The sequence below is a fragment of the Pseudotabrizicola sp. 4114 genome (genome assembly GCF_031457365.1).
Lineage (GTDB): Bacteria > Pseudomonadota > Alphaproteobacteria > Rhodobacterales > Rhodobacteraceae > Pseudotabrizicola.
In genome coordinates, this window is record NZ_JAVDWP010000001.1 from 204,204 (window position 1) to 226,092 (window position 21,889).

The 21,889-nt window shown below is 66.4% G+C and carries 21 protein-coding genes; 5 read left to right on the top strand and 16 right to left on the bottom strand.

The annotated features are described in order from the left end of the window. Positions 1-62 precede the first annotated feature (62 nt). The 6 genes from J2X53_RS00995 to dapA form a co-directional block, all read right to left on the bottom strand. Positions 63-1,241: an amino acid aminotransferase gene (locus tag J2X53_RS00995; protein WP_349035622.1), complete on the bottom strand. Its 1,179-nt coding sequence runs from the start codon at positions 1,239-1,241 to the stop codon at positions 63-65. 4 nt (positions 1,242-1,245) lie between these two features. After that, positions 1,246-2,118, bottom strand: a complete 873-nt coding sequence (gene sseA / locus J2X53_RS01000; RefSeq protein WP_349035623.1) for a 3-mercaptopyruvate sulfurtransferase — start codon at positions 2,116-2,118, stop codon at positions 1,246-1,248. 205 nt (positions 2,119-2,323) lie between these two features. Then, entirely contained in the window at positions 2,324-3,076 is a 753-nt protein-coding gene (locus J2X53_RS01005) for an SDR family oxidoreductase (protein WP_349035624.1), read from the bottom strand. A gap of 359 nt (positions 3,077-3,435) precedes the next feature. After that, a complete protein-coding gene (gene smpB / locus J2X53_RS01010) occupies positions 3,436-3,918 on the bottom strand; it encodes an SsrA-binding protein SmpB (RefSeq protein WP_135429174.1) in 483 nt (160 codons plus the stop codon). Between the two features lie 60 nt (positions 3,919-3,978). After that, positions 3,979-4,866, bottom strand: coding sequence for a DMT family transporter (locus tag J2X53_RS01015; protein ID WP_349035625.1), 888 nt, complete (start codon positions 4,864-4,866; stop codon positions 3,979-3,981). Positions 4,867-5,042: 176 nt separating this feature from the next. Then, entirely contained in the window at positions 5,043-5,918 is an 876-nt protein-coding gene (dapA, locus tag J2X53_RS01020) for a 4-hydroxy-tetrahydrodipicolinate synthase (RefSeq protein ID WP_349035626.1), read from the bottom strand. Positions 5,919-6,132: 214 nt separating this feature from the next. Here dapA and J2X53_RS01025 point away from each other — a divergent pair, with 214 nt between their 5' ends. After that, positions 6,133-8,067 (top strand): transglycosylase SLT domain-containing protein, encoded by a 1,935-nt coding sequence (locus J2X53_RS01025; RefSeq protein WP_349035627.1) that lies wholly within the window; start codon positions 6,133-6,135, stop codon positions 8,065-8,067. Positions 8,068-8,137: 70 nt separating this feature from the next. On the opposite strand, the gene J2X53_RS01030 is transcribed toward J2X53_RS01025, so the two are convergent. From J2X53_RS01030 to mnmD, 3 genes are read right to left on the bottom strand one after another with little or no spacing between them, the layout of a single operon-like run. Beyond that, positions 8,138-9,019 (bottom strand): DMT family transporter, encoded by an 882-nt coding sequence (locus J2X53_RS01030; protein ID WP_349035628.1) that lies wholly within the window; start codon positions 9,017-9,019, stop codon positions 8,138-8,140. Then, positions 9,016-9,882, bottom strand: coding sequence for a DMT family transporter (locus tag J2X53_RS01035; RefSeq protein ID WP_349035629.1), 867 nt, complete (start codon positions 9,880-9,882; stop codon positions 9,016-9,018). Before J2X53_RS01035 ends, J2X53_RS01030 begins: the two co-directional genes overlap by 4 nt. Next, entirely contained in the window at positions 9,879-10,568 is a 690-nt protein-coding gene (gene mnmD, locus J2X53_RS01040) for a tRNA (5-methylaminomethyl-2-thiouridine)(34)-methyltransferase MnmD (RefSeq protein WP_349035630.1), read from the bottom strand. The genes J2X53_RS01035 and mnmD overlap by 4 nt, the downstream gene beginning before the upstream one ends. A 63-nt stretch (positions 10,569-10,631) precedes the next feature. Here mnmD and J2X53_RS01045 point away from each other — a divergent pair, with 63 nt between their 5' ends. Next, positions 10,632-11,672, top strand: coding sequence for an FAD-dependent oxidoreductase (locus J2X53_RS01045; RefSeq protein WP_349035631.1), 1,041 nt, complete (start codon positions 10,632-10,634; stop codon positions 11,670-11,672). Between the two features lie 81 nt (positions 11,673-11,753). Here the strand turns inward: J2X53_RS01045 and J2X53_RS01050 are convergent, their stop codons facing one another. The 5 genes from J2X53_RS01050 to J2X53_RS01070 all read right to left on the bottom strand — a co-directional run bounded on the left by J2X53_RS01050 (position 11,754) and on the right by J2X53_RS01070 (position 15,251). After that, positions 11,754-12,290 (bottom strand): NADPH-dependent FMN reductase, encoded by a 537-nt coding sequence (locus J2X53_RS01050; protein ID WP_349035632.1) that lies wholly within the window; start codon positions 12,288-12,290, stop codon positions 11,754-11,756. After that, on the bottom strand, positions 12,287-13,015 hold the full coding sequence (locus tag J2X53_RS01055) for an LrgB family protein (protein WP_349035633.1): 729 nt from the start codon (positions 13,013-13,015) through the stop codon (positions 12,287-12,289). Before J2X53_RS01055 ends, J2X53_RS01050 begins: the two co-directional genes overlap by 4 nt. Next, positions 13,008-13,361 (bottom strand): CidA/LrgA family protein, encoded by a 354-nt coding sequence (locus J2X53_RS01060; RefSeq protein ID WP_349035634.1) that lies wholly within the window; start codon positions 13,359-13,361, stop codon positions 13,008-13,010. The genes J2X53_RS01055 and J2X53_RS01060 overlap by 8 nt, the downstream gene beginning before the upstream one ends. 96 nt (positions 13,362-13,457) lie before the next feature. After that, a complete protein-coding gene (locus J2X53_RS01065) occupies positions 13,458-14,663 on the bottom strand; it encodes a hypothetical protein (protein ID WP_349035635.1) in 1,206 nt (401 codons plus the stop codon). Positions 14,664-14,792: 129 nt separating this feature from the next. After that, entirely contained in the window at positions 14,793-15,251 is a 459-nt protein-coding gene (locus tag J2X53_RS01070; RefSeq protein WP_349035636.1) for a GNAT family N-acetyltransferase, read from the bottom strand. Between the two features lie 170 nt (positions 15,252-15,421). On the opposite strand from J2X53_RS01070, the gene smc reads away from it, so the two are divergent. Both smc and J2X53_RS01080 read left to right on the top strand, forming a co-directional pair. Then, positions 15,422-18,877: a chromosome segregation protein SMC gene (gene smc, locus J2X53_RS01075; protein ID WP_349035637.1), complete on the top strand. Its 3,456-nt coding sequence runs from the start codon at positions 15,422-15,424 to the stop codon at positions 18,875-18,877. Continuing rightward, the gene (locus J2X53_RS01080) at positions 18,874-19,224 is read left to right on the top strand and encodes a hypothetical protein (protein ID WP_349035638.1); all 351 of its coding nucleotides are present in this window, start codon (positions 18,874-18,876) and stop codon (positions 19,222-19,224) included. The genes smc and J2X53_RS01080 overlap by 4 nt, the downstream gene beginning before the upstream one ends. Before the next feature lie 151 nt (positions 19,225-19,375). On the opposite strand, the gene J2X53_RS01085 is transcribed toward J2X53_RS01080, so the two are convergent. After that, positions 19,376-20,077, bottom strand: a complete 702-nt coding sequence (locus J2X53_RS01085) for a YafY family protein (protein WP_349035639.1) — start codon at positions 20,075-20,077, stop codon at positions 19,376-19,378. Positions 20,078-20,123: 46 nt separating this feature from the next. Here J2X53_RS01085 and J2X53_RS01090 point away from each other — a divergent pair, with 46 nt between their 5' ends. Next, the gene (locus J2X53_RS01090) at positions 20,124-20,741 is read left to right on the top strand and encodes a glutathione S-transferase family protein (RefSeq protein WP_349035640.1); all 618 of its coding nucleotides are present in this window, start codon (positions 20,124-20,126) and stop codon (positions 20,739-20,741) included. Here J2X53_RS01090 and J2X53_RS01095 read toward each other — a convergent pair. Next, positions 20,738-21,889 carry a lytic murein transglycosylase gene (locus J2X53_RS01095; RefSeq protein WP_349035641.1) on the bottom strand — a complete coding sequence of 384 codons (1,152 nt, stop codon included), beginning with the start codon at positions 21,887-21,889 and terminating at the stop codon, positions 20,738-20,740. The genes J2X53_RS01090 and J2X53_RS01095 overlap by 4 nt on opposite strands.

Genomic DNA, 21,889 nt, shown 5'->3' on the forward strand with positions numbered 1-21,889 from the left:
GCCCGAATGCGCATGAAAAAGCCCGCGACAGGCGCGGGCTTTCCAACACTCGGGGCTTTGGCTTAGCCCGCAACCTTCGCAATCGCCGCCGCCAGAATCGGCACGGTGCGGGCGTTCAGCCCGGCGATATTGATGCGGCTGTCGCCCACCATGTAAATCCCGTGATCGTCGCGCAGCACGTTCACCTGCGCCTCGGTCAGGCCAAGGCGGCTGAACATGCCGCGATGATCGGCCACGAAATCGAAGCGGTCAGAATTGGTGGCGCGGCGCAGCTCTTCCGCCAGCGCCTTGCGTAAGGACAGCATGTTCAGCCGCACCTCTTCCAGCTCGGCCTTCCAGTCGGCACGCAAGGCATCATCCTCCAGGATCATCGTCACCAGACGCGCACCGTGATCGGGCGGAAAGCTGTAGTTCTGCCGGTTCAGGAATGCCAGATTCCCCTGCACCACCGCCCGGCGCGCGGGGTCTGTCAGGGCGATCAGCACCCCCGTGCGCTCGCGGTAAATCCCGAAGTTCTTGGAACAAGACGCGGCAATCAGCACTTCGGGGAACCGCGCCGCGATCATCCTCGTGGCGGCCGCATCTTCCTCCAGCCCGTCGCCAAAGCCCTGATAGGCCAGGTCAATGAACGGCACCGCACCGCGCGCCTCCAGCACATCGGCGACCTGCGCCCACTGGTCAGCGGTGAAATTCGCGCCGGTCGGGTTGTGGCAGCAGCCGTGCAACAGCACGATGTCGCCCTTGGCAACCTTGTCCAGATCCTCCAGCACGCCCGCAAAGTCGACCCCACGCGTCTCGGCGTCGAAATAGCGATACTCGGCCATCTTCATGCCAAGGTACCTGATGATCGACGGATGGTTCGGCCAGGTCGGGTTCGACAGCCAGACCGTCGCTCCCGGCGACGCCATCCGGATCAGCTCCAGCGCCTGCCGGATCGCCCCGGTGCCGCCCGGCGTCGCCACCGATGCCGCACGGTCGGCAAAACCCTCCCCAAGGATCATCCCGACCATCGCCGCGTTATACGCAGGCTCTCCGGCCAGCCCGGTGTAGGATTTGGTGACCTCCACCTCCCACAGCTTTTTCTCCGCCGCCTTCACCGCCCGCATCACCGGAGTCAGGCCGGTGGCATCCTTGTAGACGCCGACACCAAGGTCGATCTTGGTGTCGCGCGGGTCATCGCGGTACATCGCGATCAGTTGCAGGATCTTGTCCTGCGGTTGCGGGTTCAGAACTTCCAGCATTGGCCTATCCTTTGGCGACGGCAAGGTCTTCGTACATGCCCCATTCGGACCACGATCCGTCATAGAGCGCATGGCTGCGGTGGCCGATCCGTTCCAGCGCAAGGCTCAGAATCGCGGCGGTCACGCCCGACCCGCAAGAGGTGATGGCCGGTTTGGACAGATCCACCCCCGCCGCCTCGAACACCGCTTTCAGATCGGCAGGCCCCTTCATGGTGCCATCCCCGTTCAAGAGCGTGCTGAACGGCACATTCTTTGACCCCGGAATATGGCCCGAGCGCAATCCGGGGCGCGGCTCTGCCACCTCGCCGCGGAACCGTGCAGCGGCGCGGGCGTCGATGATCTCGGCCTGCGCCAGCTTGGCGGCATGCGCCACCTGCGTCACATCCTTGATCAGCTGGTTCTGGCGGCTGACGGTCATGTGGCGGTCGCGCACCACCGGCGGCATATCCTCGACCTCGCGGCCTTCGGCCTGCCATTTGGGAAAGCCGCCGTCCAGCACAGCCACATCCATCTTGCCCATCAGGCGGAACGTCCACCAGACCCGCGCTGCCGAAAACAGCCCCGCACCGTCATAGACCACCACCTGATGCCCGTCGCCCACGCCCATGGCGCGCATCCGGCTCATGAACTTTTCCACCGGCGGCACCATATGCGGCAGGTTCGACCGCTGGTCGCTGATCTCGTCAATGTCGAAAAACCGCGCACCGGGGATATGCGCGGCCGCGTATTCCGCCCGCGCATCGCGGCCCGAGTCGGGCATGAACCACGACGCATCCAGCACCCGCAAATCCGGGTCTTTCAGATGAGCAGCCAGCCAGCCGGTCGAAACCAGCGTTTTCGGGTCGTCGATCGGCGATTGGGTCACGAGGGTTGTCATGCATCAGGCTCCGCGCGGGTCAGCCCCGGCATATATCGGCAGAGGGGCGCAGGGCAAGGGTTCAGGCACCGGGGGCGTGGTTTTGGCCATCCCACGCGTCGGGTTTGGGGCCAAATTGCAGTTGCGCCAATCGAAGTGACGCAGGACCACACCTCGGAACAAACCGGACACTGGCGGTTTGATTGCCGGTATCCGGTTTACCGTTCTACAGTTTGTTTATGGAGTTTCCCCCATCGGCGATCATCGCGCTGCCCGTCACGAAAGAAGCGTGATCAGAAAGCAGGAACAAAGCCGCATTGGCGATTTCGGACGGCTCGGCCATGCGCTTCAGCGCGTGGAAACCGCGCACGACTTCATGAAAACCGGCATCATCACCGGCCATGGGCGTCATCGTGCCTCCTGGGAGGAGTGCGTTCACGCGGGTGTTTTCAGGCCCATGTTCTGCCGCCAGAACCTGTGTCATACCGATAAGCCCCGCCTTCGCAGCGGCATATGCCCCCATGCCGGGTAAACCGATTGTGTGTCCCACGAATGAGGAGGTGAACACAATCGAACCGCCACCGCGTTTGCGCATCGCAGGGATCTGGAACTTGGCTGCATAGAACCCGCTATCAAGGTTTACCGCGATCACTTTATGCCAATTGCTGTCTGCCATGTCGGGAATTGGTCCCATTTCTCCAGTGACACCAGCATTGTTGAAAGCGCCGTCGAGACCGCCAAAGCGCGACTCCGCAAGCTTCACCAACTCTTCGGCGTACCCCCCGTCTTCGACGTTCCCCGCGAGGAAAGCCGCCTCGCCACCCTTGGCAGAAATATCTTCTGTGATTTTCACAAGCAGTTCGGCGCGGCGCGCTCCGAGAACCAGCTTCGCGCCTTCAGCTGCGAAAATTGTGGCGGCGGCAGCTCCAATGCCACTGCTCGCGCCCGTGATGATAATTGTCTTTCCGTTGAGAAGCATTCCCATCTCCATATTCTGAGGTTTGGGAACTGCTTAGTGAAATCGTTCCGCCAGACCGACCCGCTTCTTGCGCAAATACCATCTGCCTGCCCCGAGGCCGCCCTTCATTGCGGGTGCCGCATCATTCAGTCTGGGCTCTGTCCGGTCATTTGCTGCACCACGCACCATCGGCGGCAGATGCCGGGCAGGCCAGCTTCTGCCGCCTTACGAACAACGGATACTCATGGGAACGCGCTCTATTTTCCAAAACACACACGTCATGACGCATGCCATACATTGGCCATACGCAGATCAGACGCGCGCCATAGCCGGAAAAATTCACGTTCAGCACAGCCGGAGGCACCTCTCGGACGGGCACCTCAGTCGCGGTGGTTCTGTTTCATGATGCGAGCCTTCTGCCGGTCCCAGTCGCGCTTGGCGCTGGTTTCGCGCTTGTCGGCCAGCTTCTTGCCCTTGGCGACGCCCAGCTTGATCTTCACGATGCCGCGCTCGTTGAAGTACATCTTGATCGGCACGATGGTCATGCCTTCGCGCGCGGTCGAATTCCACAGCCGCGCGAGTTCCCGCTTTGAAACCAACAGCTTACGGCGGCGGCGTTCGTCGTGGCTGTCCCAGTGGTTCGACTGGGTATAAGGCGCGATATAGCCGTTGATCAGCCACAACTCGCCTCCCTCGACGCTCGCATAGCTGTCGCCGATGTTCGACCCGCCCTTGCGCAGCGACTTCACCTCGGACCCTTGCAGCATGATCCCGGCTTCCAGATCGGATTCGATATGGTAATCGAACCGCGCCCGGCGGTTTTCGGCAATCAGCTTGGAGTTCGGATCAGAAATCTTAACCATCCATTCCACATAAGCGCGCTTCGATGGCAAGTCCAGATGGCGACATACGCAGATGTCGGATCAGGGCAGGCGGGCGGGCACAGCCCCCTGCCGGTTTCCCCGGACAAGCGTGTAAATACCAGAGCTTACGATCAGCGCCGCGCCGATCAGCGTGGCCAGATCGGGCCGCTCGTCAAACACCGCCATCGCCAGCACCATCGCAAACACCAGCCGCACATAGCGGAACGGCGTGACAAAGCCGATCTCGCCGGTCCGCATCGCCGAGGTCAGGGCGTGATAGCCCAGCACCGCAAACAGCGCGGTGCCCGCCAGCAGCGCCCAACCCTGCGCACCCGGCCAGACAGCCCCCCCGGTCCAGCCCAGAATGATCCCCCCTGCCAAGGCCAGCATCGCAAACCCCGCCACCCCTAACTGCCTGTTAGACATCACCTTTGGTGCCGCCCGCGTCGCCAGATCGCGCCCGGCAAAGCCCAGCATCCCTGCCACCGCCAGCAGCGACAGCGCCGAGAACCCGTCAAATCCCGGCCGGATGATGATCAGCACGCCGACAAAGCCGACAGCCACCGCCGACCAGCGCCGCCAGCCGACCCGCTCGCCGAAAAACAGCGCAGCCCCCCCGACCACGACAAGGGGCGAGGCCTGCAGAATGGCCGATGTCGTCGACAGCGGCGTCAGCGCGATGGCCAGCGCATAGAACAACCGCCCCGACACCTCGAACCCCGACCGGATCGCCAGCCCGCGCGTCAGCAGCGCCGGGTGAAACGCAGGCTCCCCCATCCGCCGCGCCATCAGCGCAAACACCGCCATGCCCACCAGCCCGACGATCAGCACCGCCTGACCCATCGGCATCACCCGGGCGCTGGCCTTCAGAAACACATCCTCGACCGCAAACCCCGCCATCGACAGAATCATGAATGCCGCGCCACGCAGATTGTCGTTCTGGAACATCGGGCCCTGCCTGACTGTCTGAGGGTTAGCCGCCGGGGCGCAGCGGACCGCGCCCTATGCCTGTGCATTCATCTTGGCGGAAATACTCACGGGGGGGTCAAGGGGGGCAGTCAGCCCCCCTTTGCAACGGGTCAGGTCAAGCCACGTAAAACGGCCATCCCCGTCCCGTCAAAGCCTCAGTTCAACAGCCCGGCGTGGCGCATCGCCGCCTTGATCTTGTCTTTGGTGCCCTCGGTCAGCGCCACCAGCGGCAGCCGTACCTCCTCAGTGCAGCGGCCCAGCAGCGACAGCCCGTATTTGGCCCCGGCCAGACCCGGCTCGATAAAGATCGCCTCATGCAGCGGCATCAGCCGGTCCTGAATCTGCAGGGCAGTGCGGTAGTCCCCGGCCAGCGTGGCATTCTGGAACTCGGCACACAGGCGCGGGGCGACGTTGGCCGTGACCGAAATGCAGCCGGTGCCGCCATGGGCGTTAAAGCCCAAGGCCGTGGCATCCTCGCCCGACAGCTGGATGAACGCCTTGCCGCAGGTCTCGCGCTGCATCGACACGCGCTCGATCTTGCCGGTGGCGTCCTTGACCCCGACGATGCGAGGCAGCTTGGCCAGCGTGCCCATGGTCTCGGGCGACATGTCCACGACCGACCGGCCCGGAATGTTATAGATGATGATCGGCAACGTGCAGCAATCGTGCAGGGCGGTGTAATGCGCAATCAGCCCGGCTTGGGTCGGCTTGTTGTAATAGGGCGTCACCACCAGCGCCGCATCGGCGCCCACGCGTTCCGCATGGCGGATCAGGCGGATGCCTTCGACCGTGTTGTTCGACCCGGCCCCCGCAATGACCGGCACCCGGCCACCTGCAAACCCGACCACCGCCTCGATCACCGCCTCATGCTCTTCATGGCTCAGCGTCGGGCTTTCGCCGGTGGTGCCCACCGGAACCAGCCCGTGCGAGCCTTCGGCAATCTGCCAGTCCACCAGCTTCTTCAGCGTATCCAGATCGAGTTCGCCGTTCCTGAACGGCGTAACCAAGGCGGGGATGGACCCTTTGATCATGGCACGCAGACTCCTGTTAGCAGCGACGGGGGTATTCGAGTCGCTTGGGCTGAAAATCCTGCCTTGATTATCCGGGGTGCGCGCAATTGCCAAGCACAGCGTTTTTGCCGCAGATCCGGGGGGCGAATTGCGCGCGCGTTGACAGGATCGTGGCTTGTCGGCTCTGACCGCTTCAGGCAAAATCCGATGCATGAGCAGACAAGCAAAAAAAACGATGACAGGAACCATCACCGGCCTGCTGGCCCCGGTTGCGCTTGCCCTTGCGCTGGCGGGTCCGGTGCAGGCCGATGACACTCAGGCGATGCGGCAGGTGCTGTCCCGGATCGCCGCCAAAGACTGGGCCGGGGCCACCGCCCTTGCCCCGCACGAGACCGCCCGCGATCTGGTGGCATGGAACAAGCTGCGCGCCGGCGATGGCTTGCTGGGCGATTACGAGTCGTTCCTGCAACGCCGCCCCGACTGGCCGGGCCTGCCCTTCCTGCGGCAAAAGGGCGAAACCGCGGTTGCGCGCTCGACCTCGCCTGAACGGGTGGTCGCCTATTTCGCCGGAACCGCGCCGCAAACCGGCGAGGGGGCGGTCGCTTTGGTCCGCGCGCTGCAGGCGCTGGGGCGGGCCGATCAGGCCGAAGACCGGGCGATGCAGGCGTGGTCCGACCTGACCCTCACCGCCGAGCAGGAAGCGGCGCTGTTGTCGCTCGCCCCGAAATCGGTCGCACTGGTGCACGAGCTGCGGATGGACCGCCTGCTGTGGGAGGGCCGTCGTCTTGAGGCGGAACGGATGATGTCGCGCCTGCCCGCTGATTGGCAGGCGTTGGCCAAGGCCCGTCTGGCCCTGCAGACCGGGGCCAATGGCGTCAACACGCTGATCAACGCCGTGCCGAATGTGCGCGCCGCCGACCCCGGTCTGGCGTTCGAGCGCTTCATCTGGCGCATGAAGCGCGACATGTATGACGAAGCCCTGCCGCTGATCCTTGAGCGCAGCGCCTCTGCCGCCAGCCTGGGCGATCCGCAGGCCTGGGCGCAACGCCGGGCGATCCTGACCCGCTGGCTTTTGCGGCAGAACCGCCCGGCCGAGGCGTACCGGGTGGCCTCGACCCATCACCTGACCTCTGGTGGCGGCTATGCCGATCTGGAGTTTCTCTCTGGCTTCATCGCCCTGCGCCGCCTGAATGATCCTGCCCGCGCGCTGGAGCATTTCCGCCATCTGGAGGCTGGGGTGGCCACCCCGATTTCTCTGTCTCGGGCGCTTTACTGGCAGGGCCGCGCACAAGAGGCAGCGGGCGCACGTGATGCGGCGCAGCGCGCCTATCAGGCTGCCGCCCGCCACCAGACCGCCTACTACGGCTTGCTGGCCGCTGAAAAGCTGGGGCTGCAGCTCGATGCCAGCCTGATCAGCCCCGCCCGCCCGCCCGACTGGCGGCAGGCGGCATGGACCCGGTCTTCGGTGCATCAGGCGGCGTTGCTGGCGCTGCGCGCGGGCGACCGCACTCTGGCCAAACGCTTCTGGCTGCATCTGGCCGAAAGCCTTGACGCCATTGGCTTGGATCAGCTGGGCGACATGGCGCTGGCTTTGAACGAGCCGCATATCGCTGTGCTGGTGGGCAAACATGCGGCCGAGCGCAGCGTGATCCTGCCGCGCGCCTATTACCCGGTCACCGATCTGGTGCCGGATGGTCTTGCCGTCAGCCGCGCCTTTGCCCTGTCGATTGCGCGGCGCGAAAGCGAGTTCGAACCCGCCGCCCGCTCTACCGCCGATGCGCGCGGGCTGATGCAGCTGTTGCCTGGCACTGCCAAGATGATGGCCACCAAGGTCGCCCTGCCGTTTGACGCGGGCCGCCTGACCCGCGACCCCGGCTACAACGCCACGCTTGGCAGCGCGTATCTGAAACAGCTGGTCGACGAATTCGGCCCCTCCATCGCGCTGGTGGCCTCGGGGTATAACGCCGGCCCGGGCCGCCCGCGCCGCTGGATGACCGAATACGGCGATCCGCGAAGCCCCGATGTCGATGTCATCGACTGGGTGGAATCGATCCCCTTTACGGAGACCCGCACCTATGTGATGCGGGTGGTCGAAGGTGTCATCCTCTACCGCGCCAAGCTGCGCGGCAGCCCCGGTCCGGTCAAGGTCACTGCCGAACTCAAGGGCTGACCGCCCCGGATTGCTGCTTTGAAAATACTCCCGCGCGGAGCGCTCCCGCCCGCGCGGGCAGCGCCACGGCTCAGGCCGGGCGCTTGCTTTTCACATGTTGCCGCCACAGCGTGAACAGCCCGGCGGCCACCACGATCCCGGCCCCCGTCGCCACGTTCAGCCGCAACGCTTCGCCGAACACGAACAGCCCGATCAGCGTGGCAAAGGGCAGTTGCAGATAGGCCAGCGGCTGGATCGCCGAGGCCTCGGCCACCTCATAGGCGCGGATCAGGCACCAGTGCGACAGCGCGGCGGTCATGCACAAGAGCGCCATCCAACCCATATCGCCTGGTGTCATCGGCTCGAAATGCCAGATGCCGATGGCGGTCATCACGACCGCGCCCGTGGTCCCGGTCCAGAAAAACGACACCATCGCCGCATCCGTCCGCGCGACATAGCGGGTCAGCAGGCCGTAGAGCGCAAACATCAGCGCCGCCGCCAGCGGGATCAGCGCCTCGACCCGGAACACGCCATACCCGGGTTGCAGGATCACCACCACGCCGACAAAGCCGACCCCGATCGCCAGCCACCGCCGCCAGCCCACGGTCTCGCCCAGAATGGGGCCGGAGAGTGCTGCGATCAGCAGGGGATAGGTCGCAAACACCGCATGGCTTTCGACCAGCCCCAGCGCGATAAAGGCCAGCACCATCACGCAGATCTCCAGCGCCAGCAGCACACCGCGCAGCATCTGCAGCTTTGGCATCCGCGACCGCACCGCCGCCCGGATCCCGCCGGGAGACCGGGAGACCAGCGCGATGACAAAGGCGGCAAAGAACCAGTAGCGCAGCATCACCACCATCCAGACGTTATACGTCCCGGCCAGATGGCGCGACAGCCCGTCCTGCACCGCAAAAATCAGCGTGGTGCCGACCATCAGCCAGATGCCCAGCTTTGTGTTCTGCGTGACACTCATGTCTTTGCCGCCCGTTCCAGCGACAGCGCATAAAGCCCCGCCGCAATGATGATGCCCGCGCCCAAAGCCACCAGCGGACTCAGGGTTTCGCCGTAAACCGTCATCCCGATCCCGGTGACAAAGACGATCTGCAGATAGGCATAGGGCTGCACCCGCGACGCCTCGATCTGCTCATAGCATTTCAGCAGCAGCCAATGCGAAAAGATCGACAGCACCGTATAGACGGCCAGCAGCGGCATGTCGGTGACAGCCACTGGTTGCCAGTTTGGCAGGCCCAGCACCGTCATGACCACCGCCCCGATCACGCCGGGCCAGAAGAAGGACGGAAAGGTCGGCTCGTCCCGCGTCGTCAGCCGGGTCAGGATCGAATAGAGCCCGAACATCACCGCCGCCGCCAGCGGCAGCAGCGCCGCAGGGGTGAACACCCCCATGCCGGGCCGCAAGATCACGATCACCCCGATCATCCCCGCGCCAATCGCCAGCCAGCGTTGCCAGATGATCCGCTCGCCCAGGATCAGGCCCGAAAACGCCGCGATCAGCAGCGGGCAGATCGCAAACACCGCATGGCTTTCGATCAGGCCGATCAGCGTATAGCCCCAGACGATCACACAGATCTCGCCCACCAGCAGCAGCGCGCGCGCCACATGCACCGGCATATGGCGCGAGGCGACGGCGGCGCGCATGCCGCCGGGGCGGCGCAGGGCCAGCAGCAGCACAAAGCCCGCAAACACCCAGTAGCGCACCATCACCACCATCAGCGTGTTGTATTCGGTGGCCAGATAGCGCGAAAACCCATCCTGCGCGGCAAAGGCCGCGACCGCCGCGACCATCAGCCAGATGCCCAAGCGTGGGTTGCGGCTCATCGCGTGCCCGTTGTCATGTGCCGCTTGCGCCCGTGTCCGGGCTGGCGGGTGACGGTGAAACCGGCGTCAGACAGGCTGCGCCGGACATGCCCGGCGGCGGTATAGGTGGCGCAGGTGCCGCCCGGTGCCGTGTGCCGGCCCACCTCTGCCATGATCTCGGGCGACCACAGCTCGGGGTTCTTGGCGGGCGAGAAGCCATCCAGAAACCACGCATCTGCCGCGCCCCGCCACGCGGGCAGCGTCTCGCGCGCATCGCCGATGATCACCTCGACCTCTACCCCCGACAGGCGAAACTGGTGCGCGCCGCTGGCCCAATGGGCCAGAAACTCCGGTGCCACCGCCTGTGCTTCGGGGAAATGCGCCAAGGCCCGGGCGATGTCGGCGGCGCGCATCGGATAGGCCTCGAAACTGGTGAAGCGGACCGTGCCCGCCCGCCCCGTCGTCGCCCAGGCGATCAGCACCGCCAGCAGGTTCAGCCCGGTGCCAAAGCCAAGTTCGGCAATCTGGAACCCGTCACACAGCCGGTCCGGCAGGCCATTGCCCGCCAGAAACACATGCCGGGTCTCTGCCAGCCCGTCATGGAGCGAAAAATACGGGTCATCAAACCGGCGCGACACCGGGATCACCCCGTCGCGCCAGTCCAGACCGTCGGCGCCAGACGCTGCACCCTGTTCGAGTTCCGACATTTGCCCTATGCCTCGCGCGGGGGAGTCCAAATCGGGGCCATCCATGGTCAGAAGGCGCAGCAAATGACAAGACCCGATCTGACGATAAGGGGCGGCGGCATCTTTGGCCTGTCCATCGCATGGGAGGCGGCACGGCGTGGCGCACGGGTGCGGCTGATCGAGACGGTTGGGATCGGCGCAGGGTCATCGGGCGGAGTGGTCGGCGCACTGGCCCCGCATGTGCCGGAAAACTGGAACGAAAAGAAAGCCTTCCAGCTTGACAGCCTGCTGATGGCCGAAGCCTTCTTGGCCGGGGTCACCGAGGCCTCCGGCCTGCCCACCGGCTATGCCCGTCTGGGCCGGTTGCAGCCCTTGGACAGCGCCGAAGCGGTCGCCCGTGCGCAGGACCGCGCGGCAGAGGCGCAGAGCCTGTGGCAGGGCCGCGCCGCGTGGCAGGTGATGCCCGCCACCGGCGGGGCTTGGGAACCGGCCACGCCCACCGGTCTTTTGATCCGCGACACCCTTTCCGCGCGCCTGCATCCGCGCATGGCTGCGGCAGCGCTGGTCGCCGCGATCCGCGCCAAAGGCGGCGAGGTGGTCATCGGTGAGGCGGACGCGGTTGGCCCGGTGATCTGGGCGACCGGCCATGCGGGGCTGATGGCGCTGAACGACGATCTGGGCGGCAAGGTCGGGGCCGGGGTCAAGGGGCAGGCGCTGTTGCTGGCCCATGACGCCCGCGATCTGCCGCAGATGCAGGTCGACGGCCTGCACATCGTGCCGCATGCAGACGGAACGGTGGCCATCGGCTCCACCTCGGAAAACCAGTGGGAGGATCCGGTGTCCGTCGATGCGCAATGCGACGCACTGCTGGCCCGCGCCATCGCCGCCGTGCCCGCTTTGCAAGGCTCAACGGTGCTGGAGCGCTGGGCCGGCGTCCGCCCCCGCGCCCGCAGCCGCGCGCCGATGCTGGGCGCATGGCCGGGACGGGCGGGGGAATATGTCGCCAATGGCGGCTTCAAGATCGGCTTTGGCATGGCCCCCAAGGTGGCGCAGGTGATGGTCGATCTGAGCTTGGACGGGGTGGACCGGGTGCCGGAGGGGTTCCGGGTCGAGGCGTCACTTTAGGGCGCTGCGGCCTTGACCGGCGGGGAGGGGGGCGCTGCCCCCCGCCTTCGGCCCCCCCGGAGTATTTCTGCCAAGATGAAATCAGCGGGTGATTTCAGCACGCAAAAGCTGCATCAGCTCGGTCAGGCCTTTCGCTGAGCGCTCATCCTTGAGCTGGCCCTGCTCATCAAAGGCTGCGCCCGAATTGGCGATGAACACCTCTGGCCCCGGCAGCAGGCGCGGGCGGAACGGGATCAGGCAATGGCGCAGCGAGAATTGCGACCGCTCGCCCCCGGCGCGGCCAGCGGCGGCAGAGACGATGGCCACGGGCTTGTCGCGCCAGGGCGCGCCCTTGGTGCGGCTGACCCAGTCGAGCGCGTTTTTCAGCACGCCGGACAGGTTCTTGTTGTATTCCGGCGTGGCGATCACGATTGCATCTGCTTTGGCGATCTGATCGGCAAGGGTCTGCACCTCGGGGGGCATCCCCGCCGCCTCCAGATCCCCATCGTAAAGCGGCAGGCGCAGGTTGCCGTCGACAAAGCTGCACTCGCCAAAGGCGCGCACCGCCTCGTGCATCAAAAGACGGTTGGTTGAAGCGGCGCGCAGCGCGCCGCAGAGGCCGAGAAGAGTGGGTGTCATGGGACTCCTTTCAGGAACAGGGACAGGGCAAAGGGCGCGACCAGCGCCGTCGCAATCGCATTCAGCGCCATGCCGAGCGCCGCAAAGGCCCCGGCGGTGGGATGCACCTGTAGCGCGCGGGCGGTGCCGATGCCATGGCTGGTCAGCCCGACCGCAAAGCCGCGCGCCCGCCAGTCGCGCAGCCGCAGCAGGTTCAGCAGTGGCGTCGCCACCACCGCCCCGGTGATCCCGGTCAGGATCACCAGCACCGCCGTCAGCGTGGGCGAGCCGCCGATGCGTTCGGCAATGCCGATCGCCACCGGGGCGGTCGCCGATTTGGGGGCCAGCGAGGCGAGCACGGTACCGTCCAGCCCCAGCGCCGCGCCGATGGCGAGGGCCGACAGCGCAGCGGTCAGCGAGCCGGTGACCAGCGCCGCAAGCGCGGGCCAGACCGCGCGGCGCAGGCTGGGCAGGCTGTCATAAAGCGGCAAGGCAAGGGCGATGGTGGCCGGCCCCAGCAGAAAATGCACGAATTGTGCGCCCTCGAAATAGGTGGCGTAGGGCGTGGCCGTCAGATGCAGCAGCACCGCAAGCAGCGCCACTGCGATCAGCACCGGATTGACCGCCGGGTTGCGCCCGGCCAGCCGGAAACAGGCGTCCCCCAGCGCATAGGCGATCAGGGTGGCGGTGAGCCACAAGAGGGGGCCTTGGGACAGATAGCTCCAGATCTCGGCGAAATCAGTCATCGCGCGCCCCCGTCAGCCGGGCCACGGCGGCAAAGGTCAGCGCACCGACCGCGATGGCGAGGATGGTGGAGCCGATGACCGCGACCGCAATCGCGGCGGTCTGGCTGCCCAGCGTGGCGAAATGGCCGACCACCCCGACACCGGCGGGCACAAACAGCAGCGACAGATGCGCCAGAATACCCTGCGCCGTGGGCCGGATCAGGGCGGCAAAGCGGGGCGAGGCGATCAGAAGTGCGAGCATCAGCACCATGCCCAGCACCGGGCCGGGCAGCGGCAGCGACAGGGCGCGGGCGGCGGCCTCTCCCAGCAGCTGAAGGCTCAGAATCGCAATCAGGGCGTGAAGCATCGGCGCGGCCTTTGGCTGTTTTGCCAAGCCTAAGGCCTTTGGCGCAAAAGGAAAGGGCGGCTGGGGGACCAGCCGCCCTTTCCGATGCACAGATGCTTATGTGGCGGGCATCGCCTGTGCCTGCGTCGCGCCAAAGTGGCGGCGGTTCAGCGACAGCACCAGCATAACCATGGCAATCTGCACCGCGACCAGAACCGCCGTCAGCGACCAGTAGGCGACCCCGAATTTCGCCACCAGACCGGCACCCACCAGTGCCTTGTTGATCCAGAACTGCATCAGCACCGACAGGCCGATACCGGGGCAGACCAGCCCGTAAGCGCCCGCCGAAGGCGGGGCCGAGCGCAGAAAGCGGGCCACATAGTCATGCCGCTTCATCACCGACAGACCGAACCCAAGGAAGCCGATCTGCAGCGCCAGCAGCGCAGTCAGGAACCACAGATCGTCTCCTGGTGCGGCATGCACCCCGAAATGCACGTGCAACCCGTGGTTCTGGCGCAGCATCAGAATGCCAAGCACAGTGGCCAGCGGCACGATGTTCATCAGCGTCGGGATCTGCTCTGCCACGGTGCCATGCTGCAGCATGGCCAGCACGCCAAGCATCACACCCAAGGCGGCCCAAATCACGGCGATCACCAGCAGCACCGTCGACAGCACCAGCGCTGTGCCCGCCACCAGCGGCGAAGACGACAGCGCCGCCGGGGCCGACATGCCCACACCGACCATGCCAAGCGCGAACGCGGGCTGCACCTGCAGGAACGACCCGGCCTTGGCCATGTCAAACGTGCCTGCCACCGACAACCGCGCGACATGCGCCCCCATCATGCGCAGCGTCAGCACCGCCACCGCGGCAAAGGCGATCAGCGCCAGCGGGAACAGATACTCCACCACGCTCCACAACCCCGGCACAAAGGCCAGACCGGCGGAAAAACTGACGTTGATCGTCATCGCCAGCATCAGCGGCAGGCCGAACAAACCCGCCCCTGCATTGGAATTCTGCACGGCCGCAAAGCCCGCCGAACGTTTGTAGGTGCCGTAGCGGCCCAGGTTCCAGATCAGCAGACGGAAATGCTGCACGGCAAAAAAGCCAAGGCCCAGATAGGCCAGAACGATCATCGTCTGTTGCAGCGGATCACCCAGTGCAAAGGCGCGGGCGACATCTTCGAACACCGGCACCGGCTGGCCGGGGTGTGGCACCCACATGTAGAGCCAGAGGAAAAATGTGACTGCGATCCCGCCCGCACCCAGAGCGGACAGGAAATAAGGCGGTGTCCAGTGATCGGCGGGACGGGACAGGGGTGTCATCAGAGGTCTCCCATACAAATTCATTAAAGTGAATGTGTATGGTCGGACAGGGCAAGTCAAGCCTGCGGCCCCGCCTTGGGACAAGGAGTCGCGGGTCGCTTCTCCCGCCTGTCGGCCAGTTCTCGCGACTCAGACCGCGCGCTGAAAGGTCAGGCTGGTGGCCCGGTCATAGCCCGGATGCGCACTGCGCCCGACCTCGGCAAAGCCCATGGCGCGAAAGGCGGCGTGGTTCCCGACCAGTTCAACCCGCGTCTGCAGCTCCAGCACCGGCAGGCCAAGCGCACGGGCGCGCGTGGCGGCCACCTCGACCAGCGTCCGCGCCAGCCCCTTGCCGCGATGGGTGCCCGCGACCGCCAGCTTGCCCAGATACAGCGCCTGCGGCTTTGGCGTCAGGATCATGCAGGCCACTGGCGGCGTGCCGGTTACCCAGACCTCGCCCCGCCGTGCCTGTCCGGCTATTGCCTCGGCCGTCAAGGCGTGCATCGAGGACGGCGGGTCGATCCGCCCCTCCATCGAAGCAAATTCGGTCTGGATCAGCCGCAAAACGGCGGGCCAGTCATAGGGATCAAGGGCCTGATGCGGGGTCATGAGCAGTTTTCTTCCATGTTCGGGCGAGAAAACGCGAAACCGACAGCCGCTGCAATGGGCCAACATCTTGGGGATAACCCGCGGCAAACCGCCAGATACGGGGGCTCCCCGGTTGACTCTGCCTGCCCCGATGCACGACCATCACCGCCTTGCGACTCAACGAGGCAGATTTGCGTTTTTCCCGGCTCCGGCTCAATGGCTTCAAAAGCTTTGTCGACCCCACGGATCTGGTGATCCATGAGGGGCTGACCGGCGTGGTCGGGCCAAACGGCTGTGGCAAATCCAACCTGCTGGAGGCGCTGCGCTGGGTGATGGGCGAAAACCGCCCCACCGCGATGCGCGGCGGCGGGATGGAGGATGTGATCTTTGCCGGGGCTGCCACGCGAGGCGCGCGGCACTTTGCCGAAGTCTCGATCGTGATCGACAATCAGGACCGGCTGGCGCCATCAGGCTTCAACGATGCCGACACCATCGAAATCGTGCGCCGGATCACCCGCGATGCCGGCTCGGCCTATAAGGCCAATGCCAAGGACGTGCGGGCGCGCGATGTGCAGATGCTGTTCGCCGATGCCTCGACCGGGTCACATTCCCCGGCGCTGGTGCGGCAGGGTCAGATCTCGGAACTGATCAACGCCAAGCCAAAGGCGCGCCGTCGCATTCTGGAAGAAGCCGCCGGGATCTCGGGCCTTTATGCCCGCCGGCATGAGGCGGAGCTGAAGCTGTCGGGTGCAGAACAGAACCTGCTGCGCGTCGATGATGTGCTCGAAGGTCTGGCGCAGCAGGTCGCCACCCTGACCCGTCAGGCCCGGCAAGCCGCCCGCTACCGCGAGATCGGCGAAGATCTGCGCCGGTCCGAAGGCATGCTGCTGTTCCGCCGCTGGCGCGAGGCCGACATGGCCCGCGCCGAGGCGGAAGCGCAGCTGCGCGACCGGCTGGTCGCCGCAGGCAAGGCCGATGCCGCCGCCCGTGCGAGCAGCAAAGCGCGCGAGGCGCGCGAAGATGCGCTGCCACCCAAGCGCGAGGAAGAGGCGGTTGCGGCGGCCATCCTGCAACGGCTGGTGTTGCAGCGCGACGCGCTGGGCGATCAGGAAGCCCGCGCCATGCAGCTGATCGACACGCTGCGGGGCCGGATCACCCAGCTGGACCGCGACATGGAGCGTGAGGCCGGGTTGAACCGCGACGCGGGCGAAACCATCACCCGTCTGGACTGGGAAATCGAACAGCTCCTGCGCGCCCATGACGGCCATGATGAGCGTTTGCAAGAGGCCGCCGATACCGCGCGGGAGGCGGGCGCGATCCTGTCCGACCGCGAAACCCTGCTGTCGCAGGCGACTGAGGATTCCGCCCGCCTCGCCGCCCGGCACCAATCAGTGCAACGCCTGTTGTCCGACACCCGCGCCACCGTGGACCGGGCCGAAGCCGAAGCCGCCCGTGCCCGCGACATGGTCGAGGCCGCCGAAGCCGCGGTTGAGTCTGCCGCCGAGGCTTATGCAAGCGCCAGCGAAGGGCAGGAAGACGCAGCCGCACTGGCCGAGGCCGCCGAAGAAGCGCTGGAACAGGCCGAAGCCGCCCGCTCCGAGGTTCAGGGCCGCGAGGCCGAAGCCCGCGCCGCGCGCGGCGAAGCCGAAGGCGAGGCCAACGCCCTGCGCGCCGAAGTCGCGGCCCTTGCCCGGTTGGTCGACCGCGAGTCGCAGGCGGGCCGCCAGCTGCTTGACCGCCTGACGGTGGAGCCCGGCTTTGAAAAGGCGCTGGGGGCGGCCCTCGCCGATGATCTGCGCGCGCCGGAAGTCGCCGCCGACGCCCGCTCCGGCTGGGCCGTGCTGCCCGGCTATGACGACACCGCGCCGCTGCCCAAAGGCGCGCAGCCGCTCGCCCGCCATGTCGGTGCGCCGGATGTGCTGGACCGCAGGCTCAGCCAGATCGGCCTTGTCGAGCGCGCCCAAGGCACCGCGCTGCAACCGCAGCTGCAGCCCGGTCAGCGCCTTGTCAGCCTTGAGGGCGACCTGTGGCGCTGGGATGGCTTCCGCGCCTCAGCCGAAGATGCGCCCTCTGCCGCCGCCGCCCGGCTGCAACAGCTCAACCGGCTGGTGCAGCTGAAACTCGATCTGGAACAGATCTCTGCCCGTGCCGAAGGCGCCAAACGCGCGCATGAGGCGTTGCAGGCCCGGCTTGCCGATCTGGCCCGCGCCGATCAGATGGCCCGCGATGCCCGCCGCGCCGCCGATGCCCGCGTGACCGAAGCCAACCGCGCCGCCAGCCGCGCCGAAGCCGAGGCCTCGATCGCCGGGGGCAAGCTGGAATCGGCCAGACTGGCCGTGGCGCGGTATGAGGACGAGGCGATGTCGGCGCGCAGCCGGCTGCGCGAGGCGGATGCCGCCGCCATCGAGCTGCCCGATCTTGACGCTGCCCGCGACCGGGTCGAGGCGGCCAAGGTCGCGGTCGAGGCGGCGCGTCTGGCTATGCTCACCCGCCGCTCCGCCCATGACGAGCTGCGCCGCGAGGGCGAAGCCCGCGTGAAGCGCCGTCAGGAAGCGACCAAGGAACTGTCCGGCTGGCGGCACCGTCTGGAAACGGCGGAAAAGCGCAGTGCCGAGCTGGCCGGACGCCGCGCCGAGACCGAGGAAGAGCTCGAAGAGGCCAGCGCCGCCCCCGAAGAACTCGCCGCCAAGCGCGAGGAACTGTCCGACGCCATCGACACCGCCGAGGCCCGCCGGCACAAGGCCGCCGAAGCGCTGGCCGGGGCCGAAGCCGCCCTGCGCGACGCGCAACTGGCCGAGCGCGACGCCGAACGCCTGAACGGTGAAGCGCGCGAGGCCCGCGCCCGCGCCGAGGCCCGCAACGACGCCGCCCGCGAAACCGTGGCCTATGCCGCCGAGCGCATCGCCGAAGATGCCAGTTGCACCCCCGCCGAACTGCTGGCCTCGCTTGCGGTCGATCCCGACAAGATGCCCGACGCGGAAACCCTGGATGTCGAGGTGCAGCGTCTGAAGCGCCAGCGCGAGGGCTTGGGCGCGGTTAACCTGCGGGCCGAAGAAGACATGGCGACGGTGGCGGGTGAACATGCCACCCTGTTGAAAGAAAAGACCGATCTGGAAGAGGCGATCAAAAAGCTGCGCGCCGGAATTTCGGGCCTGAACAAAGAGGGGCGCGAGCGTCTGCTGACCGCCTTTGAACAGGTCAACCAGAACTTCGCCACACTGTTCACCCACCTGTTCGGCGGCGGCGAGGCGCGGCTTGTGCTGGTGGAATCCGACGACCCGCTGGAGGCGGGCCTCGAAATCCTGTGCCAGCCGCCGGGCAAGAAACTGGCCACCCTGTCGCTGCTCTCGGGCGGCGAGCAGACCCTGACCGCGCTGGCGCTGATCTTTGGCGTCTTCCTCGCCAACCCCGCGCCGATCTGTGTGCTGGATGAGGTGGACGCGCCGCTCGATGACGCCAACGTCACCCGCTTTTGCGATCTGCTGGATGAAATGGCCCGCCGGACCGAGACCCGCTTTCTGATCATCACCCACCATGCCGTCACCATGGCGCGGATGGATCGGCTGTTCGGCGTCACCATGGCCGAACAGGGCGTCAGCCAGCTGGTCAGCGTCGACCTCAAGAAAGCCGAGGCGCTGGTCGCATGATCGAGGCGTTGCGGCAGGCGGGCTTTCTGGCCGTGGAGGCCGAAGGCGACACCATTCATGCCCGGCTCTGGGCTGCTTCGGTCGATTTCACCTCCACGCCCGAGGGCGATCACTGGCACCTTGCCCTGCAGTGGCCGGTCCGCGCCAATGACGCGCAACGCGCGCAGTGGAACGCCGCGCACCCCGACGCCGCGATGGACATCCACAACGGCGAAACCCGCCTGTCGATGCGGGTGCCGCCGGGCGATGTGCAAGCCCTTCACCTGTGGACGGCCCTCGCCGAGCAGGCGGTGGCCGATCTGATCCGCTGGCGCCGCGCCCAACGCCAGCCCGGCGAGGGCTACTGACCCCTTCGCATTGCAGCTTTCAAAAATACTCCGGGGGAGTCCGCAGGACGGGGGCAGCGCCCCCAAACCCGAGGCAAAGGCCCCTTGGCCGCAGCCGAGATAAATCCGTGCGGCGCAGCCGCTCCTTTGGATCCACGGCCGATGTCAGGCGTTACGGCCCCAGATCCGCGCCTAACGCCCTGATCCGCGCCACATATTCCCGCAACAGCCCGACCCGCCGGGGCCGGAAGCTTTCCGCCAGCGGCACCACCTCGGTCACCCGCGCCAGATCAAAGCGCCGGAAATCCTGCCGCAGGCGGCACCAGGCCAGACAGACCAGCGCGCCGTCGATATAGACAATCCCCAGCGGCCAGATCACCCGCTCTGACTCTACGCCCTTCACATCGGTGAACCCGATCCGGCAGGCCTGTTCGTTCCAACAGGCCTGCCGGATCACCGCGGATTGCGGCGGCGACGGCGGGCGGCGCACAAAGCTGTGGCTGCGGCTGACCGCATGCGTGGCATGGCGCTGCACCCGTTCTGGCAGGGTGGCGATGATCTTGGCCAGCGCCGCCTCGGCTGCCGTTGCCAATGCGCCGTCGCCCATCTGCCGCACCTGCGCCAGTCCCAGCACCAGCGCCTCGACCTCGATCCGGGTGAACATCTGCGGCGGCAAGGCCGGGTCTTCGGTCAGCGTATAGCCAAGCCCCGCCGCCCCGTCGATCAGCGCGCCCCCGGCGCGCAATCCGTCGATGTCGCGGTAGAGCGTGCGCTCTGACACCCCCATTTCCTCTGCCAGCCGCGCAGCCGTCACCGGCTGCGGCAAGCGGCGCAGGGTCGACAACAGGCGCAGCAATCGGTCAGCTCGGGCCATCACATCCTGCCGGAATCTGTCAGGAGCCTTACAGCATATTCCCCACATGCACATCAACAAGGAGAATGTGATGCTGACCCTGTTCCACGCCCCGAAATCCCGCTCCAGCCGGATTGTCACCCTGATCGAAGAGATGGGCATTGCGGACCGGATCGTGGTGAAAACCACCGACATCCCCCGCATCGACGGTTCCGGTGCGCCCGATCCCGCCAATCCCCACCCCGAGGCCAAGGTACCCGCGCTGCTGCATGACGGCACGCTGATCACCGAAAGTGCGGCGGTGATCCTGTATCTGACCGACCTGTTCCCCGAGTCCGGCATGGCCCCCAAACCCGGTGACCCGGCCTATGGTGCCTATGTCACATGGCTGTTCTGGTACGGCAATGTGATGGAGCCGGTGCTGATCCATCAGGCCGCTGGCCTGAGCCACCCCATCCTCACCGCCACGTTCCGTGGTGTGCCGGAACTCGAGGCCCGCATCCATGCCGCGCTCACCAAAGGGAGGTGGCTGCTGGGCGACCGCTATTCCGCGGCCGATCTGCTGATCCATTCGCCCTATGCCTGGTTCGGCAACACCCCTGATGATCCGCTGATCGCCGATTGGGTGACGCGCTGTATGGCCCGGCCCGCAGTGGAAAAAACCAAGCTGAAAGACGCCGCTTAAAGCGCGTCCAGCAGCGCTTTGGTCGGCCAGGCATCGGCGGGCAGGCCAAGGCGCTGTTGTTCCTTTTGCACCGCCGCTCGGGTGCCGGACCCCAGAATTCCGTCGATCTTGCCCACGTCATGCCCGCGCGCCGCCAGCTTTTCCTGCAACTGCATCATCTGCGCGTCCTCCAGCCCCGGCTCCGGGTTGCCCGCGTCATAGACCGGCGCGCCTTCCAGCCGGGTCGCAAAATAAGCACCGGTCAGCACATAGGTAAAGCTTTGGTTCCAGTCGAACAGCGTGTGAAAGTTCGGATAGGCGAGGAAGGCCGGGCCGAACCGCCCCTGCGGCAGGATCAGCGCGGCGCTGCCCTCCGGCAGTGCCGCGCGCCCCGTGACCCCCATCGCCTGCCATTCGGCTACCGGCAGCCGCACCTCCAGCCCCGACAGCGCCCAATCCATCTGCGCGGGCACCACCACTTCGGCCAGCCACGGCTGCCCGGCCTGCCAGCCATGGTGCTGCAGCAGCCGCGCGCCAGACAGCAGCGCATCGGCGACAGAGGTTTTCAGTGTCACATGCCCGTCGCCATCGCCATCCACCCCCCGCGCCAGAATATCGGCGGGCAGCATCTGGACCATGCCAATCTCGCCCGCCCATGCGCCCGTGGTATCGGTCGGCAGATCACCCTTGGCATGCAGCGCAATCGCCGCCAGGATTTGCGGCTGAAATAGCTCAGGCCGCCTGCAGTCATGGCCCAGCGTCACCAGTGCATCGCGGGTGTTGAAATCGCCCTGCACCGCGCCGTAATCGGTCTCGAACGCCCAGAACGCCAGCAGGATGCCCTTCGGCACCCCATACTCCGCCGCCGCCCGGTCAAAGATCGCCGCATGTTGCGCGGCCAGAGCGCGCCCCTTTTCCAGCCGGTTCTGCGAGATCAGCCGCCGGGAAAAGTCGATGAAACTCATGCGGAACACGCCCTGCGAGCGATCCGCCTTCAGCACCCGCGCATCGATCTGCGCGCCCGCCAGATAGCGGCGCGCGGCATCTTCAGGCAGACCCGCAGCCACTGCCTCGGCGGTCATCGCGGTGGAGAAATCAGACAACGCGCCACCGCAGGGGGCAGCAAGGGCGGGGCCGCTCATCAGAGCCAGGGCAAGGGCAATACGCAT